The organism is Thermithiobacillus tepidarius DSM 3134 (genome assembly GCF_000423825.1).
In the GTDB taxonomy this organism is placed as follows: Bacteria; Pseudomonadota; Gammaproteobacteria; order Acidithiobacillales; family Thermithiobacillaceae; genus Thermithiobacillus; species Thermithiobacillus tepidarius.
The window spans coordinates 91,983-107,492 of the sequence record NZ_AUIS01000003.1; the positions used below are offsets into that span (position 1 = coordinate 91,983).

A 15,510-nucleotide genomic window follows, 5' to 3' on the forward strand; every position below is an offset into this window, starting at 1 on the left:
AAAGGACCAGGGGGGATAGTCGCGCGTGCCGGAAATCCGCTCGGACATCCGCTCAGCCGGGCGGCGCGACCGCAGCCAGGTCCGGCTCGCGACGCGCCAGCCGGAAGGTGTGCACCCGCCGGCGGTCGGCGCGCAGCACCTGCAGCTCCAGGTCGCCCAACTGCAGACGCTCGCCAATGCGCGGCAGATGGCCCATTTCCATGGCCACGTAGCCGCCCAGGGTGTCCACGTCCTCACCCTCCAGGCTGGTGCCGAAGGCCTCGTTGAACTCCTCGAGCGGGATCAGGGCGTTGACGAAGAACTCGCCGTCCGAGCGCGGCACGATCATCACGTCCTCGTCGATGTCGTACTCGTCCTCGATGTCGCCGACGATGATCTCCAGCACGTCCTCGATGGTCACCAGGCCCGCCGTGCCGCCGTACTCGTCCACCACGATGGCCATGTGATTGCGGTTGGTGCGGAATTCCTCCAGCAGGAGGTCGAGGTGCTTGCTTTCCGGGATGAAGGTCGCCGGGCGCAGCATGCTGCTCAGCTGCACCTGCTTGGGCCCGTTGATCTGGCAGGCCCGCAGCAGGTCCTTGGCCAGCAGGATGCCGCGGATGTCGTCCCGGCCTTCGCCGATGACGGGAAAGCGGGAATGCCCCACCTCCACCACGTGTTGAATGATTTGCTCGATGGGGGCGGCGAGCTCCACCACTTCCATCTGTGCGCGCGGGATCATCACGTCCCGCACCTGCATTTCGCCCACCCGGAAGACGCCCTCGATCATGCGCAGGGCCTCGGCGTCGATCAGGCGCCGTTCGCTCGCCTCCCGGAGGAGCTCCAATACGTCCTCCTGATCCTCCACGTTGCCGCGCAGGGACTGGGTGAAACGCACCCACCAGGAACGGGGGCGTATTTCACCATCGGGACTTCGGTCTTCGTTCATTGCGTTTCAAGCTCAAGGTACGGGTCGGCCACACCCAGATCGGCCAAAATGCTGCGCTCCAGCCCTTCCATGCGCACCGCGTCGGCTTCTTCCACATGATCATAGCCGAGCAGGTGCAGCACGCCATGCGTCAAAAGATGGGCCCAGTGCGCGCGCGGCGCCTTGCCCTGCGCCGCGGCTTCACGCAGCACATAGGGCACCGCCAGCGCCAGATCGCCCAGGTAGTCGCGCCGGCCGAGCGCCGCCGGCAGGGGCTCGGCCGGGAAGGACAGCACGTTGGTCGGCTTGTCCTGCCGCCGGTAATCGCGGTTCAGCGCCCGCATGGCCTCGTCGCTGGTGAATCTGACGGACAGGGCGACCGGCCGGCCCGCCTGCAAGCGCGCCGAAGGAGCGCGCAGCGCCGCCTGCACCACCCGCCGCGACCAGGCGCGCGCCGGGAGCCCGGCGGGGTCCGCCTCCGCGTCCACCAGCCAGTGCAGCACCAGCCGGGGCGCCGGGCGGTCAGCCGGCGTCGCCGGTGCGCTCGTCATAGCGCTGATAGGCATTGACGATGCGCGCCACCAGCGGGTGGCGGACCACGTCGGCGTTCTGGAAGAACACGAATTCGGCGCCCTCCACATCGCGCAGCACCTCGATGGCCTGGGTCAGGCCCGACATCTGCCCGCGCGGCAGGTCCACCTGGGTCACGTCGCCGGTGACCACCGCCTTGGAGCCGAAGCCGATGCGGGTCAGGAACATCTTCATCTGCTCGGGCGTGGTGTTCTGCGCCTCGTCCAGGATGATGAAGGACTCGTTCAGGGTGCGCCCGCGCATGAAGGCCAGGGGGGCGACCTCGATCACCTGCCGGTCCATGAGCTTGGCCACCTTCTCGAAGCCCAGCATCTCGTACAGGGCATCATAAAGCGGTCGCAGGTAAGGGTCCACCTTCTCCTCCAGGCCGCCGGGCAGGAAGCCCAGGCGCTCGCCCGCCTCCACCGCCGGACGCACCAGGATGATGCGGCGCACCGCCTCGCGATTCAGCTGGTCCACTGCCGCCGCCACCGCCAAGTAGGTCTTGCCGGTGCCGGCCGGGCCGATGCCGAAGGTCAGGTCCTTGGCCAGGATGGCTTCCAGATAGCGGCGCTGCCGCGGCCCGCGCCCCTGGATGCTGCCCTTGCGGGTCTGCACCCGCAGGCTCTCCGTCTCCGCCTCGGCCGTTTCCGGCGTCTCCACCTGCACGCTCTGGATGGTCTGGTGCACCAGGCGCGGGGTGATGGCCTGATTGCGCCTGGCGTAATCGTAGAGCGCGGCCAGCACGCGATTGGCCTCCTGCACGGCGGCTTCCGGCCCGCTGATGTGGAAGCGGCTGCCGCGCGCCAGGATCACCACCCCCAGGCGGTTTTCGATCTGCTTGATGTGGCTGTCCAGCTCGCCGGCCATGTTGGCCAGCATCAAACCGGAGGCAGCTTCGGGCGTGTACTCTATTTCACTCAGGGAACTGGACAAGAGAGGCATCCATACAGGACAGAAGGGGATCGTGCGCGTTTGCCATCAGGCGCGCCGGCGCAGGGCGGCCGGGTCGAGGTCGTCATCCACCAGCACCACCCGCCCGCGCAGGGAGTTGGACAGCGCTTCCGTGATCTCGACTTTGACCATCTGGCCTATCAATCGTTCCGGGGCGTCGAAGTTGACGCTGCGGTTGCAGGCCGTCTTGCCCGTGAGCTGCCGCGCGCTGCGGCGGCTGGCGCCGGTGACGAGCACGTCCTGCACCGTGCCGACCAGAGCGCGCGAGCGCGCCGCCGCCAGCTCGTTGATGCGGGCCTGCAGGCGGGCCAGGCGCGCGTCCTTGACGTGCTCCGGCACGTCGTCGGGCAGCTCCGCCGCCGGCGTGCCGGGGCGCGGGCTGAACTTGAAGGAGAAGGACTGATCGAACTGCACCGCCTCGATCAGCGCCATGGTCGCCTCGAAATCGGCGTCGCTCTCGCCGGGAAAGCCGATGATGAAGTCCGAGGAGATGCTGATGCCCGGCCGCGCCGCCTGCAGGCGCCGCACCTTGTCCAGGTACTCGGCGGCCGTGTGCTTGCGGTGCATGAGCTTCAGGATGTAGTCGGACCCGCTCTGCACCGGCAGATGCAGGTGCGGCACCAGTTGCGGGATGTCGCGGTGCGCCGCGATCAGGCTGTCGCCGAACTCGTTGGGGTGCGAAGTGGTGTAGCGCAGGCGGGCGATGCCGGGCACCAGGGCCAGGCGATGCAGCAGCAGCGCCAGATCGCTCTCGGTGCCGTCGTCCATCTCGCCGCGGTAGGCGTTCACGTTCTGGCCGAGCAGCGTCACCTCGCGCACGCCCTGGGCGGCCAGCCCCTCCACCTCGGCCACCACGTCGTCGAAGGGCCGGCTCACCTCGCGCCCGCGGGTGAAGGGCACCACGCAGAAGGTGCAGTATTTGTCGCAGCCCTCCATGATGGTCACGAAGGCGCTCGGTCCCTCGGCGCGCGGCGCCGGCAGATTGTCGAACTTCTCGATCTCGGGGAAGCTCACGTCCACCTGCGGTCGGCGCGAGGCGCGCACGGCGTCGATCATGTCCGGCAGGCGGTGCAGGGTCTGCGGCCCGAAAACCACGTCCACGAAGGGCGCGCGCCGGCGCAGGGCCTCGCCCTCCTGGCTGGCCACGCAGCCGCCCACGCCGATGATCAGCTCCGGTCGCGCCTGCTTCAGCGGCCGCCAGAAGCCGAGCTGGGTGTAGACCTTGTCCTCGGCCTTCTCGCGGATGGAGCAGGTATTGAGCAGCAGCACGTCCGCGTCCTCGGGCGCCTCCACGCGCACGAAGCCGTGCGAAGCGCCGAGCACCTCCGCCATCCGGGCGGAGTCGTACTCGTTCATCTGGCAGCCGAAGGTCTTGATGTAGAGTTTCTGCAAGGCGGTGATCACACGCGAATTCCGAAGGACCTTACATTATAGCCGGGCAGGATGGGGACGCAAGATGGGGCACGGCGGCATCGATCGCGGACCAGCCCGCGCCGACGCTGCGTGCCGGATGGTGTGGGAGCGAGCTGGCCCGCGATCAGTCGCGGCACCTGGAGGGAGCCAGGTGTGAACACAGCCGCGGGCTGATACGCAATTTGGGGGCGGGCGGCATCGGCATCGCGGGCAAGCCCGCTCCTACGGCGCCCGGCAGCGCGGCTTGAAGGGGGCGCGGACGCGACGCATCGCTCAGAACAGCCAAACACCAACAACCGCAGGAAGAGTGACGTAGTACCTGTCCTGAAGCCCCGCCCTCACCTTGGCGGTGATGTTTCACAATGCTACGGACGACGATCCTCCGCCGCGCGATGACGAACATTGGACAGCTGTTTCAACAATGCTGGCAGCGCCGTTTGCCCGTGTCCCACACCATGTCGAGGTTGATCTCGAAATACCCATGAGCGATGCGGTTGCGCATTCCACGCATGCTGCGCCATGGCACTGCTGACTGCGACTCCGCAAAGCTGGCATATCGAGCCATCACCTGCGTCGCCGCCTCGCCGATAATGACCAGGCTCATGATGACTGCCTGCTGGGTGCGCTTGTCGGCAAGGAACTCCTCCTTGCCCAAGCCTTCGACGAAGCCGCACGCATCCCGCGCGGCTCGCTGCATGTGATCAAGGTAATCAGCAAGCCTAAGCTCGCTCATACGGGCCGGGCTTCCGCAAGCACCTGATCGCGGAACTTCGGCGGCAGATCGCCTGGGGTCAGCAAATCGACGCGAACGCCAAGCAGATCCTCCAGCTCGGCTTGCAGGCCGCCCAAATCGAACAGTGTTGCGCCAGGCAGCGCGTCCACCAAGAGATCGAGATCACTGCCTTCCTGGTCGGTGCCGTGCAATACGGAACCGAAGACGCGCGGGTTCGCTGCACGAAAGCGGCCAGCCGCCGCGCGCACTGCACTGCGCTTCAGTTCCAAAGCAACGGACGGTTTCACGGGCGCCCTCACATCATTCCAAAACGAAAGACTACCCAGGGAAAGTATAGCGCGTGGCAGGCAACCGCCATAGACCAGCTTGGACTGAGAGTCGAGCGGCCACAAAGCCAGTCAGGACGCCCTATCGCCTTGCCCGGAAAGCCGTGAGCTCGTTGCGGAAGCGCTCCGGCGCCAAGCGCGGGACACCGCTCCAAAGCAGACGACAGGCAGGGTGCGTCGCAACTGAAGCGGCTCCTGCTCGGGCACGGCGGCATCGATCGCGGGCCAGCCCGCGCCTACGCAGGGTGCCGCGCAGGGGGGACCGAGGCGCACTCTCATACGCCGGGGGTTGGCGGAGCCATCCGCTCCAGCAACAGGCGAACCGCATTCTCCAAGGCCGGGAGCTCGCGCTCGACCACATTCCAGACGGTGTTCAGATTGACCGTCATATAGCCGTGAATCAGGCGGTGCCGCATGCCGGCGATGGCGCTCCAGGCGACCTCATCGTGTGCGGCCACGAATGCCGGTGAAAGCCGATTGGCGGCCTCGCCAATGATTTCGATGTTGCGAATGACCGCATCCTGCATCATCCGCTCCCGCAGGAATTCGGTTCTGGCCTTGCCGTCCGTGTAGTCCCTGACCCGCTCAATGGCTTCAAGCATATGGCGCAAATAATCGGCGTCACGCAATGAGCGACTCACAGCGGTCTTGCCTCCGCCAGCACCTTGGGGCGGAAGGATTCCGGCAGGTCTTCCGGAGTCAGCAAATCGACCGGCACGCCCACGATGCTTTCTATCTCGTGCTGCGCCTTGACCAGATCCAACAGGGACGTGTCCGGGCCGGCATCCACCAGCAAGTCGAGGTCGCTGCCCTCGCGGTCGGCACCGTGCAACACGGAGCCGAAGACGCGGGCATTGTATGCGCGATGTCGGGCAACGATGGCGCGGATCACTTCCCGATGCTGCTCGAGGGCCAAGGAAGGGCGCATTGAACACTCCTTTTCGGACAAGCCTGCGGAACCATTCTGCCACTGGCGCATGCGTTTGACCACGCCTGTTCATGGGATGCAAGCCATCATCCGGACGTCCCGAGAAAGACGTTCGTTTCGCGCCCGATGCGCAGGAGCGGGCTGAGAGGAGGCAGCGCGGCGAAGGGAGGTGGTTATCGCGAGCCAGCTCGCTCCTACGCTGTGTGCCTGGCGATCTCGATGCGGCGGGGCTGGCCGCCATATCGATCGCGGGCGAGCCGCTCCTGCAACGCCCGACACTTAATCGATCGCGGGCCAGCCCGCGCCGACGCTGCGGGCCGGATGGTGTGGGAGCGAGCTGGCTCGCGATCAGTCGCGGCACCTGGAGGGAGCTAGGTGCGAACACAGCCGCGGGCGGGTACGCAATTTGGTGGCGGCGGCATCGGCATCGCGGGCAAGCCCGCTCCTACGACGTCCGGCACCCTGCGCAGGCTTGGCTGGCCCTCGATCCGCAGCCCCGTTACGCCACCATCTCAAGCAATACCCAGCCACAAGGCGAGGGCGCGACTGACCTCGACCAGGACCTTATCCTCGACCCGCCCAATCGGCCCCGCCACTTTGGCGCGGGATACGGTGATGATTTTGTCGATCTGAACCTGAGAACGCTCCCGCAGGCCGTTTTCCGGGGTCGGGTCGAGGGTCAGGCGCATCAGCGGGGCATCATGCAGCTTTGAGGTGAGCAGGCACAAGGTGATGCCGGGGTGCTCGGAGAAAAGATCCGACTGCAGAACGAGCGCGGGCCGGGGCTTGCCATAATCACCCTGCACCGCCACGGTGACCAGATCGCCGCGACGGATCACTCGTTCTCCCAGTCGGCAGCCGCCTCCGCAACCAGCGCTTCGAGAAAGCGCAAATCCTCCTGCTCCGCGGGGCTGCCGGCGATGCGCAGCGACTGGCGGCGGCACTCCTCGGCGAAACCGGGCGCGCGTGTATCCGGGACCCAGATCTGCACGGGCCGCAGCCCCGCCGCGCGCAAGCGCTGCCGGTATCGGCGCACCCGCGCTCTCGCTTGCTGATGATCAATTTCCATGGCCGTCTCCCCGCACCCGCACGATGTTACATGTAACGATAGCGCTTGGCCATCGGGTGGTCAAACGTGCAAGGATGCAGTTTTTCTGTAGCGAGAAGGTCAATTGAAGACGGATTTTACAGAACAGCGGAAAGGCTGATCGCGGGCCAGCCCGCTCCCACGACGTCCGGCCCGCAACGTCGGCGCGGGCTTGCTCGCGATCATCGGTCGTGGCACGTGGGGACGCGGGTGCAAACGCAAACGGGCCCACGATGGGTGGCGGCCGGCATCGGCATCGCGGGCAAGCCCGCCGTTTCGGGCGGTGGGGAGATGCCACGGCGAGAACGGGTGCTTATGGCGGGCAAGCCCGCTCCCACAGCATCCGGCACGCAACGTAGGAGCGGGCTTGCCCGCGATGAGGCTATTGCCCGTTGACCCCGCTTTTGCGGCTTTTCCCCAATGCTGACGCGCCTTACCCATGCGAGGCGGACGGCTTCGTGCCATTTCCGGCTCCATCGCCCTTGGATGCAGCGTCGGCGTGCGCATGAGCTGCGGCAACGGATACGAGTTGTGCCCCCTGTATATTTTGGTTATATACAGAACATGATCAGCATGGAGCTTGTCGAAGGTTTTGATTGGGATGCAGGCAACGCCCGCAAGAGCGTTGACAAGCCTGCCGCCAGCCAGGGGGAAGCGGAGCAGGTGTTCTTCAATATGCCTGTCTTGCTGCTGGAGGACGCGGTACATGGCCGGGCGGAGCCGCGCTTCCACGCGCTCGGCCGGACTGATGCGGGCCGCTTGCTCCATGTGACGTTTACTTTGCGCCAGGGCGGACGGCTGATTCGGGTCATCTCCGCCCGGCCAATGCACCAGAAGGAGCGCAGATTTTATGAGCAAGCCACCTAAGCCAATCCCGGAGTTCGTTTCGGAAGCGGAGGAGCAGGCTTTCTGGGAAACCCACGATTCGACCGATTACCTGGATTGGTCGCGGGCACAGCGCGCCAGCTTCCCGCACCTGAAGCCTTCCACCAAAGCGATCTCGCTGCGCTTGCCCGAGCCGCTGCTGGAGCGCATCCGCATCATCGCCGCGCGCATGGATGTGCCGTACCAGTCCTTGATCAAGGTGTGGCTGTCGGAGAAGGCGGCGGAAATGGAAAAGGGGCCGGAGCGGCGCTGAGCTGTCTGTTCAGCCGGCATCATGATCGCGAGCAAGCTCGCTCCTACGGTTCCAAGCTGAGAGATCGCAGCGCGGCGAAGGGCGGTGGTTATCGCGGGCAAGCCCGCTCCTACGGCATCCGGCGCGCAGCGCAGGAGCGGGTTGGCGCGTATCGCCGGCGCAACAACACGGTACCGGCACCAAGCGTAGGAGCGGGCTTGCCCGCGATCAATGCTCCAACACTCCACGCCCGCACCCGCACACCGCCAGCATCCGCCAGTGGCTCAGTACGCCTTGGCAAAGCACTACATGGGCGCAGTCGGTTCCGACGCGCACCGCCAGCATCCCCAGCGGCTCAGTACGCCCCCTTGCGCCCGAAGACCACGTTGAAGGTCTTCATGAGGATGACGACGTCGTACCACAGGGACCAGTTCTTCACGTACCAAGTGTCCAGATACACCCGGAAGCCGTAGTCCACGTCGTTGCGGCCGCTGATCTGCCAGAGACCGGTCATGCCGGGCCGGGCTTCCAGGTAGTAGGCCAGCTCGTCGCCGTAGCGCTCCAGCTCGGCCGTCACCACCGGGCGCGGGCCGACGAGGCTCATCTCGCCGCGCAGCACGTTCCAGAGCTGGGGCAGCTCGTCCAGGCTGGTCTTGCGCAGGAAGGCGCCGATGGGCGTGATGCGCGGGTCGTTCTTCAGCTTGAAGTCGCGCTCCCACTCCGCCCGCGCCTGCGGATCGGTGGCGAGCAGCTCGCGCAGCACCTCGTCGGCGTTGGGCACCATGGAGCGGAACTTGTAGCAGCGGAAGGATTTGCCGTGCTGGCCCACGCGGGCGTGGCCGTAGATGGCCGGGCCGCCGGTCAGGCGCACGCGATAGGCCAGATAGGCAAAGACAGGAGACAGCAGGATCAACAGCAGGGCGGAGCCGACAATATCGAAGCTGCGCTTGATGATCTGCGGGCCGCGGCGCGCCAGGTTGTTGCGCACCCGCAGCATCAGCACTTCATGGCTGAAGAAGTGGGTGATCTCCATGCCCAGGATGGGCAGGCCGCCGAAGGCCGGCACGATGTTCATGTCCTGATAGCAGAGGCTCAGGCGCTTGAGCATGCGCTGGTGCTGCGGCAGGCCGCCCTCCTCCAGCGCCACCACCAGATGCGGACTGCCCAGGTAATCCAGCACCGCATGGGGATTCTCGCCCAGCGCCAGCACCGGCACGCAGCGGTCCGCCAGCTCCACGTGCTCCGGCAGATCGTCCTGATCGCCGGGCGGGGCCAGGAAGGCCACCACGTCATAGCCGAGCAGCGGCTCGCTGCGCAGCGCCGCCGCCGCGTCGCGGGCGTTCTGGCCGACGCCGAGGATGGCGGTGGGCCGCATCCAGCGCCCGGCGCGGATCAGCGCCCACTTGATCTGCACCCGGAAAAACGGCACCAGCGCCAGGGAAAAGGCCCAAGCGGTGATCAGCCAGACCCGCGAGAAATCCCAGCGTCCCAGGAACACCAGCACTGCATCCACCGCCGCCAAACCCAGCAATACCCGCCAGGTCTCGCGCAGCTCGTCCCAGAAGGGCTTGCGCTGGGTATAGTGGCCCAGGTTCCAGAAGCCCAGCAGCGCCACCGCCACCAGCCCCAGGAAAACGAAAAGCCGCACCGCGCCCTGCTGCTCCCACCAGACCAGATAGGAATCGAGAAGCGACAGATCGCTCCACCACCAGGCGCCCAGGCGCCCGAGGAAAAACGCGGCCAGCAACGCCACGGCATCGCCGCCCATCAGCAGCAGCTTGTCCCGGCGCCCCAGGCGCGCCACGATCCGCCGCCGGATCCAGCTACCCAGCGCCTCGCCGACAGGCCCTTCCAGCACTCTCATGGTCAGAGAATCCCTGTATTAATATTGTGCTGCCCCATACCAGCCGGATAAGGGTTACTTTGCCTTTCAACGTGAGGCAAATCAAGCATCCGCTCAGCACCCTGGCTGGCATCGTAGCACAAGCGACGACAGCCCTCCGCCCTTAGGTGCACTCACTCGCGATTGGCAGCTCACGGCAACCGCCGCCAACTTGTGCCAAAGCCCCTGAAAACATATTGCAATGAAAAGAACATTCTCCCAAATCGACTCCCGGGGCGGGCATCATCCAGTCAGTCACACCAAGGCGGCAACCCATGGCGCTCCCGACTCCAGACCTCCGCCAACCCGCCCGCAATCTCCACCGCGCCATCCAGGCAAACCGGCATCGGCAGAGTACCGCCCGGATCGACTGGACTGTGCATGAGCTGTTGCCGGCCATGCTGGAGGGTGCGGCAGACCGCATTGAAAAAATCATCCTTTTCGGCTCCACGGCACGCGGCGATGCCAGCAGCGCCTCCGACGTGGACCTGCTCGTCATCGGCGACCTGTTCGCGGGCTGGGACTTTTCCCGGCGCCAAGCCTGGGCCATGGACGCCCGCGCCCGGACAGACCGACGCTTCCAAGCGGACATTCTGCCCTTCACGCCAACCGAGGTCGAGGAAATCCTGCGCCAAGGAAGCCCACATCTGGTCCTGGACGCGTTGCGGGAAGGGAGGACGCTCCATGAGCGCAAGTGACACCCTGGGAAAAGCTCGGCAGTGGATGCTGGAAGCCAGGCAATCGCAGGCCCGTCACGGTCGGGCAACTCAAGAATGAGATTACAAATGCCAGCCTTAGCCTGTTGAAGCGTTGCCAGGCGACTCAAGCCACTTTGATCGCGAGCTTGCTCGCGACTGCCTTCCGCCGCCACCCGTATTTTCGTTATCTCCCGCCACCCCGCCGCTCCCGAAACGCCGCCCATTCCCGCTCCACCAAAGCCATGAACTCAGCCCGAAAGCGTTCCGGCGCAAAGCGCAAGGCGTTTTCCCGGCAGGCAACAGGCGTAAAGCGCTCGCTGGCCTCCCGCTCAAAGAATTTCAGCGCTGCCGTAATCGCGTCTACACTCTGCTGGCCAAAAAACACCCCTGTAGGAGCGGGATCAGGCGCAGACGCCCGCTCCGCTCCGTGTAGGAGCGAGCTTGCTCGCGATCCAACAGATCCAACAAGTTTCTCAACCACCGCCGCTTCCGGCTCACCCTCAGGCACCCTATCGTAGGCGCGAGCTCGCTCGCGATCCAAGTTCTTCCCGTCTGGAGCCCACACCCCCTGAATGGTTTCCAGGGCCCCGCCCTTGCCAAAAGCAATCACCGGCGTTCCGCAGGCCTGCGCCTCCACCGGCATGATGCCGAAATCCTCCTCCGCCGCGAAGACAAACGCCTTCGCCCGCTGCATATAATCGCGCAGCACCTCAGAACCCTGATAGCCCAACAGTTCCACATTCGGCCCGGCCTTGGCCTTTACCTTCTCGAACTCCGGCCCGTCGCCGATCACCACCAAGCGCTTGTCTGGCATGGTGGCAAAGGCTTCCACAATCACATCCATACGCTTGTAGGGCACCATGCGGGATGCCGCGAGATAGAAATCCTCCTTTTCCTCGTGCAAGGGGAAAGATTCTACATCCACTGGCGGATAAATCACCTCCGCCTCGCGCCTGTACACCTTCCAGATGCGCCGAGCGATGAAATGAGAGTTTGCTATGAAAACATCCACCCCATTCGCGGTACGCACGTCCCACATGCGCAGCTTGTGCAGCATCCAGCGTGCCAGCCAGCCCTTGATGCCTTTGTCGAGCCCGGCTTCGCGAAGATACTGATGCTGCAAGTCCCAGGCATAGCGCATGGGGGAATGGACATAGCTGATATGGAGCTGATCCGGCCCCGTCAGGACCCCCTTGGCCACAGCATGAGAACTAGAAATTACAACATCATAGCCAGAGAAATCGAACTGCTCCACGGCCAGAGGCATCAGGGGGAGATAATGACGGAATCTGGTGCGAGCGAAGGGGAAATTCTGGATGAAAGAAGTATGGACCGGCTTGTTTCTGATGAAATTTCGACCCCGCGCTGGCAAAAAATCCACGAGGCTGTATAAATCGGCATCAGGATAACACGCCAAAAGCTGCTCAACGACGCGCTCTGAGCCGGCATAGCTGGCAAACCATTCGTGGATGAGAGCGGTACGCATCTATTCCTGCTCCGCAGCTTCTTGCAATACTTGCCATGTCAGCTCCGCAGTGCGATCCCAGCTAAACAACTTTGCACGCTCCAAGCCCTTGGACCGCAAAGTTTCACGCAAGGCCTTATCTTCAACCAGGCGTCGCAAACCGTCTGCAATGGACTCCACATCATACGGGTCCACCAGAATAGCAGCCCCCCCCGCCACTTCAGGCAATGAAGTCACATTAGAAGTCAACACGGGTGTGCCCGAAGCCATTGCCTCCAAGAGCGGCAGGCCAAATCCCTCATAGAGCGAAGGAAAGGCCAATCCCAGTGCGCCACGGTAGTAGGCTGGTAAGTCCTGTTCCGGAATTTTCCCTGCGAACACCACCATAGATTCAATACCAAGCCTACGGCATTGCTCAAATGTGTTTTGATCTGGATCCCCACTCAACACTAATCGCAACTCCTTACCCAACCGGGAGCAGGCAAAAGCTTCTAAAAGCCTACGTAAGTTTTTATGAGGTTTACGATTGCCCACATAGAGTAGATAAAGGTAGCCCGGAGTATAAATGCGCCCGTAAGGGCAGAATTCAGAACTCACGCCATTGCCAACCACTTGGATCTGCTCTTCATTTATGCCAGCCCACTCCATAATTTCGTTCTTCGCATGCCCTGATACGGCCAGAATTCTAGCAGCATGACGGGCAGAAGGGCGTATAAAGCCCTGATAATATAATTTCTTAGCCTTAGTCGACTCCTCAGAAAATCGCAAATGAATCAAGTCATGAATGGTAAAGACAAGGGGAATAGGAGAAGATAAAGGAGGATTGAATCCGGGACTGAAATAAACCTTAGGCCGTTTGTAAAAGAGCAGAGCTGTGGTTATTAAAGGTTCCAGAGGATGCAGTAGTGGTAGGGGATGTCTGAGCGGCTCTACATGGGGTAAACGGCGTAGCACTTCTCGAGCGAAGCGACCTATACCATGATCCCCTATCCATCGAAAGTCAGCAAATATCATTTACAGCACCTAACATAATGCATTTCGAGGGTACCAGGAAATCGCTGAACAAATGGCGCTCTATACACCATCCACGGCATTTTTCAGAGATCCAAGTTCATTTTTACAATTCATAGGCCTCCTGCCTGTCGACGCAACAACACCAAGGAAAATAGCCCCTAACATATTTACAGGATATATAACACCGACAGGAAGATTAAGATTGGCCACGCTTATTGCAGCGAGAAAAAAATATCCAGCCGACCAAAACGCCCTCTCAGCAGACCAACTTGAATCAGTGCTGACCAGCTTTTTAAAGCAGAAATAAGCACCGTACAAATGAACAGAACCATAAAATAATAAATAAGGAATACCGAAAGAACCTAATAGGTTTACATATCCTGACTCTCCCCACTGATCTGCAGGGTCCAACCCAATTAGACGAATGAAAGTCATGGCGTGCAACGTAGCAAAAGAGTCCAGGTGAGTATCAATACTTCCCTCCTTCGTCTGCATATAGGCCATAAATATACCTGAAACCGTGGCATAATTGAGACTCAGCAAGGCCGCCAATGATAGAAAGAAAACAGTTAACGCACTCCAGAATAAAATCAACCTTCTGGGACGCCCTCTCAAAAACACAGAAATGAAAGGTATAAATGCCACCAGCACCGATATAATTGCAGTTAAAGATTGCGTTAGAAGCAATGCAACCAAAAGTAGCCCGAAAACCACAACTCTCAACAATCCACCATAATAGATGGTAGAAAACCCTAAGAAAATCGCAATTAACAAGCCGAATCCATTAGGATCATCCAAGAAACTGCCAAATCTAACAGAAATTGAATCCGCATAAGCAAGAGCCGGAAGCCTACCATAAATAATGAAAAGAAAAACTTGCAGGATATCAACAAATATTGCCGCAAAAACCCCCCAAGATAAAATTCGAGATACACGCTGCCAATCTAGCGCCGAGGCACCAAACAATCCCAAATGCACAGCAAGAGCCAGCACAACCCCCAATTCGACGAAAGCCAAGCTTCCCAAAAACGCACCATATATTATTGGCACAATAGAAAGGTAAAAAAGAGACAAAAAAAAGAAAATATTCAGACTTCCAACTCTCTTCCTCCGCAGAAACAACACAAGCGTATAAAAGAACATAGCAGAATACATAACTATGTACTTTCCTAAAGATATCCAAGCCGGAGTATCAGAGTAAGTGGGGCTCGTATTTGCGGAGTTCAACATCAATGGATATCTGTAAGAGTTGTAATACAGCGCAATAATTACAAGCAGCCCAACCAGAAATGTAGCGCTATTACGATTCCGGCCATATAGATTAAAGATGTTCACTACTTTTATCCAAACTTTCCGGTAAAGATGCAATTCCGCCGTACACTCGGCCAATTCGGGGCGAATGCCCTAAGCGGCAACGAACAAACCTTGTCACAGCATCAATCCTACCGGAGCCCAACGATAGAACCATGGCACAATAAATATAAAACATAGGATTTCGCCAAAAACCCAACCGGGCGAGAGAAAAACAGTATTTTAGATAAATGCCAAGCGGCAAATCAGCTTGGTCCCTAACATAAGGATAGAAGTAGTTGCCAATATCTTGGACTATCTTTTTGTAGACGCTCGTTTTTCGCACATCTTCCAAATTACGTGCAATCAGCAACATTCCTCTTATCATGTTGAGGCGAGCTTCCGGAGTATATCGCCCAGGGGTATATTTTCCTTTCTCTTTCGAACTGTTACCAAAGTCAGGCGGCTCACTATTGCGGCACAAAACCAAGGTTTGGGGCAAATGCACACCCCTCATGTCGAGGAGGATGTTTCCCGTCAGATGCATCTGATAATATAAGGTTCCATCAAATTGGTTGGTAGCATACCTAGTAGCTGCCTGCCGATTGACAACAAATCCCGAGATTACCCCCACCCTTCTGAAAAATGTCGCGACTGTCTCAGAACCAGGCTGAAAGATGCGCTCATCCGGGAAATAACGAACTGTCTGGTTAATTTCTTCTGGTATCCGGTCAAACCAAGAATAGGCTCGAAGAAACACCCCGACGTCTCCGTGCCTTTCGACTGCAGAAGCAACAGTGGACAAGGCACCTTTACACATCAAGTCATCATTGCCCATAAAGAAACAATAATCACCGCTTGACTTACTTATCAAGTTCCTCAGATTGGCATCATACCCAAGATTCTCTTCGTTTTCGAAATAGAACAATTTATTTGGCAGCTTTCTAAGATACTCATTCACCACTTCACGGATCTCCTCCCTCTCGGGGGACAAATCTTCACATATTATGATCTCATATGGGTCGTAGTCTTGTGCCAATACCGAGTCCAATAAGGGCCGCAAAAATTTCGCTCTGTTATAGGATGGTATACAGACAGATATCTTGACTTGCATAAAGCCCCCATG

General features: G+C 60.6%; 18 protein-coding genes. 3 read left to right on the forward strand and 15 right to left on the reverse strand.

Annotated features, from left to right (window positions below; genetic code table 11):
- Nucleotides 1-52: 52 nt before the first annotated feature.
- The 10 genes from G579_RS0100480 to G579_RS0100525 form a co-directional block, all read right to left on the reverse strand.
- On the reverse strand, nt 53-928 hold the full coding sequence (locus G579_RS0100480) for an HlyC/CorC family transporter (protein WP_028988621.1): 876 nt from the start codon (nt 926-928) through the stop codon (nt 53-55).
- Nucleotides 925-1,458 carry an rRNA maturation RNase YbeY gene (ybeY, locus tag G579_RS0100485; protein ID WP_155989695.1) on the reverse strand — a complete coding sequence of 178 codons (534 nt, stop codon included), beginning with the start codon at nt 1,456-1,458 and terminating at the stop codon, nt 925-927. The genes G579_RS0100480 and ybeY overlap by 4 nt, the downstream gene beginning before the upstream one ends.
- A complete protein-coding gene (locus G579_RS0100490; protein ID WP_038017355.1) occupies nt 1,430-2,422 on the reverse strand; it encodes a PhoH family protein in 993 nt (330 codons plus the stop codon). The genes ybeY and G579_RS0100490 overlap by 29 nt, the downstream gene beginning before the upstream one ends.
- Before the next feature lie 36 nt (nt 2,423-2,458).
- Nucleotides 2,459-3,823, reverse strand: a complete 1,365-nt coding sequence (miaB, locus tag G579_RS0100495) for a tRNA (N6-isopentenyl adenosine(37)-C2)-methylthiotransferase MiaB (RefSeq protein WP_038017465.1) — start codon at nt 3,821-3,823, stop codon at nt 2,459-2,461.
- A 436-nt stretch (nt 3,824-4,259) separates the two neighbouring features.
- On the reverse strand, nt 4,260-4,577 hold the full coding sequence (locus G579_RS14985; protein WP_408033208.1) for a HepT-like ribonuclease domain-containing protein: 318 nt from the start codon (nt 4,575-4,577) through the stop codon (nt 4,260-4,262).
- Nucleotides 4,574-4,864, reverse strand: coding sequence for a nucleotidyltransferase family protein (locus tag G579_RS0100505; RefSeq protein WP_028988625.1), 291 nt, complete (start codon nt 4,862-4,864; stop codon nt 4,574-4,576). The genes G579_RS14985 and G579_RS0100505 overlap by 4 nt, the downstream gene beginning before the upstream one ends.
- Before the next feature lie 314 nt (nt 4,865-5,178).
- Nucleotides 5,179-5,532 (reverse strand): HepT-like ribonuclease domain-containing protein, encoded by a 354-nt coding sequence (locus tag G579_RS0100510; RefSeq protein WP_038017358.1) that lies wholly within the window; start codon nt 5,530-5,532, stop codon nt 5,179-5,181.
- Between the two features lie 8 nt (nt 5,533-5,540).
- Nucleotides 5,541-5,831, reverse strand: coding sequence for a nucleotidyltransferase family protein (locus tag G579_RS0100515; protein ID WP_028988627.1), 291 nt, complete (start codon nt 5,829-5,831; stop codon nt 5,541-5,543).
- A 512-nt stretch (nt 5,832-6,343) separates the two neighbouring features.
- Nucleotides 6,344-6,670: a type II toxin-antitoxin system PemK/MazF family toxin gene (locus G579_RS0100520; RefSeq protein WP_230973760.1), complete on the reverse strand. Its 327-nt coding sequence runs from the start codon at nt 6,668-6,670 to the stop codon at nt 6,344-6,346.
- Nucleotides 6,667-6,900, reverse strand: a complete 234-nt coding sequence (locus G579_RS0100525; protein WP_028988629.1) for an antitoxin MazE family protein — start codon at nt 6,898-6,900, stop codon at nt 6,667-6,669. Before G579_RS0100525 ends, G579_RS0100520 begins: the two co-directional genes overlap by 4 nt.
- Nucleotides 6,901-7,482: 582 nt before the next feature.
- Here G579_RS0100525 and G579_RS0100530 point away from each other — a divergent pair.
- Both G579_RS0100530 and G579_RS0100535 read left to right on the forward strand, forming a co-directional pair.
- Complete coding sequence (locus G579_RS0100530) at nt 7,483-7,785, forward strand: BrnT family toxin (RefSeq protein ID WP_028988630.1); 303 nt, start codon at nt 7,483-7,485, stop codon at nt 7,783-7,785.
- Nucleotides 7,769-8,056 (forward strand): BrnA antitoxin family protein, encoded by a 288-nt coding sequence (locus G579_RS0100535; RefSeq protein ID WP_028988631.1) that lies wholly within the window; start codon nt 7,769-7,771, stop codon nt 8,054-8,056. The genes G579_RS0100530 and G579_RS0100535 overlap by 17 nt, the downstream gene beginning before the upstream one ends.
- A gap of 334 nt (nt 8,057-8,390) precedes the next feature.
- On the opposite strand, the gene wbaP is transcribed toward G579_RS0100535, so the two are convergent.
- Nucleotides 8,391-9,899, reverse strand: a complete 1,509-nt coding sequence (gene wbaP, locus G579_RS0100540; RefSeq protein WP_155989679.1) for an undecaprenyl-phosphate galactose phosphotransferase WbaP — start codon at nt 9,897-9,899, stop codon at nt 8,391-8,393.
- A gap of 293 nt (nt 9,900-10,192) precedes the next feature.
- Here wbaP and G579_RS17970 point away from each other — a divergent pair, with 293 nt between their 5' ends.
- On the forward strand, nt 10,193-10,615 hold the full coding sequence (locus G579_RS17970) for a nucleotidyltransferase domain-containing protein (RefSeq protein WP_051180656.1): 423 nt from the start codon (nt 10,193-10,195) through the stop codon (nt 10,613-10,615).
- Nucleotides 10,616-10,799: 184 nt separating this feature from the next.
- Here the strand turns inward: G579_RS17970 and G579_RS0100550 are convergent, their stop codons facing one another.
- From G579_RS0100550 to G579_RS18435, 4 genes are read right to left on the reverse strand one after another with little or no spacing between them, the layout of a single operon-like run.
- Entirely contained in the window at nt 10,800-12,101 is a 1,302-nt protein-coding gene (locus tag G579_RS0100550; protein WP_028988633.1) for a glycosyltransferase family 4 protein, read from the reverse strand.
- Nucleotides 12,102-13,094: a glycosyltransferase family 4 protein gene (locus G579_RS17975; protein WP_051180657.1), complete on the reverse strand. Its 993-nt coding sequence runs from the start codon at nt 13,092-13,094 to the stop codon at nt 12,102-12,104.
- A 60-nt stretch (nt 13,095-13,154) separates the two neighbouring features.
- Complete coding sequence (locus tag G579_RS18840; RefSeq protein ID WP_155989680.1) at nt 13,155-14,429, reverse strand: hypothetical protein; 1,275 nt, start codon at nt 14,427-14,429, stop codon at nt 13,155-13,157.
- Nucleotides 14,416-15,498 carry a glycosyltransferase family 2 protein gene (locus tag G579_RS18435; RefSeq protein ID WP_081662474.1) on the reverse strand — a complete coding sequence of 361 codons (1,083 nt, stop codon included), beginning with the start codon at nt 15,496-15,498 and terminating at the stop codon, nt 14,416-14,418. Before G579_RS18435 ends, G579_RS18840 begins: the two co-directional genes overlap by 14 nt.
- Nucleotides 15,499-15,510 lie beyond the last annotated feature (12 nt).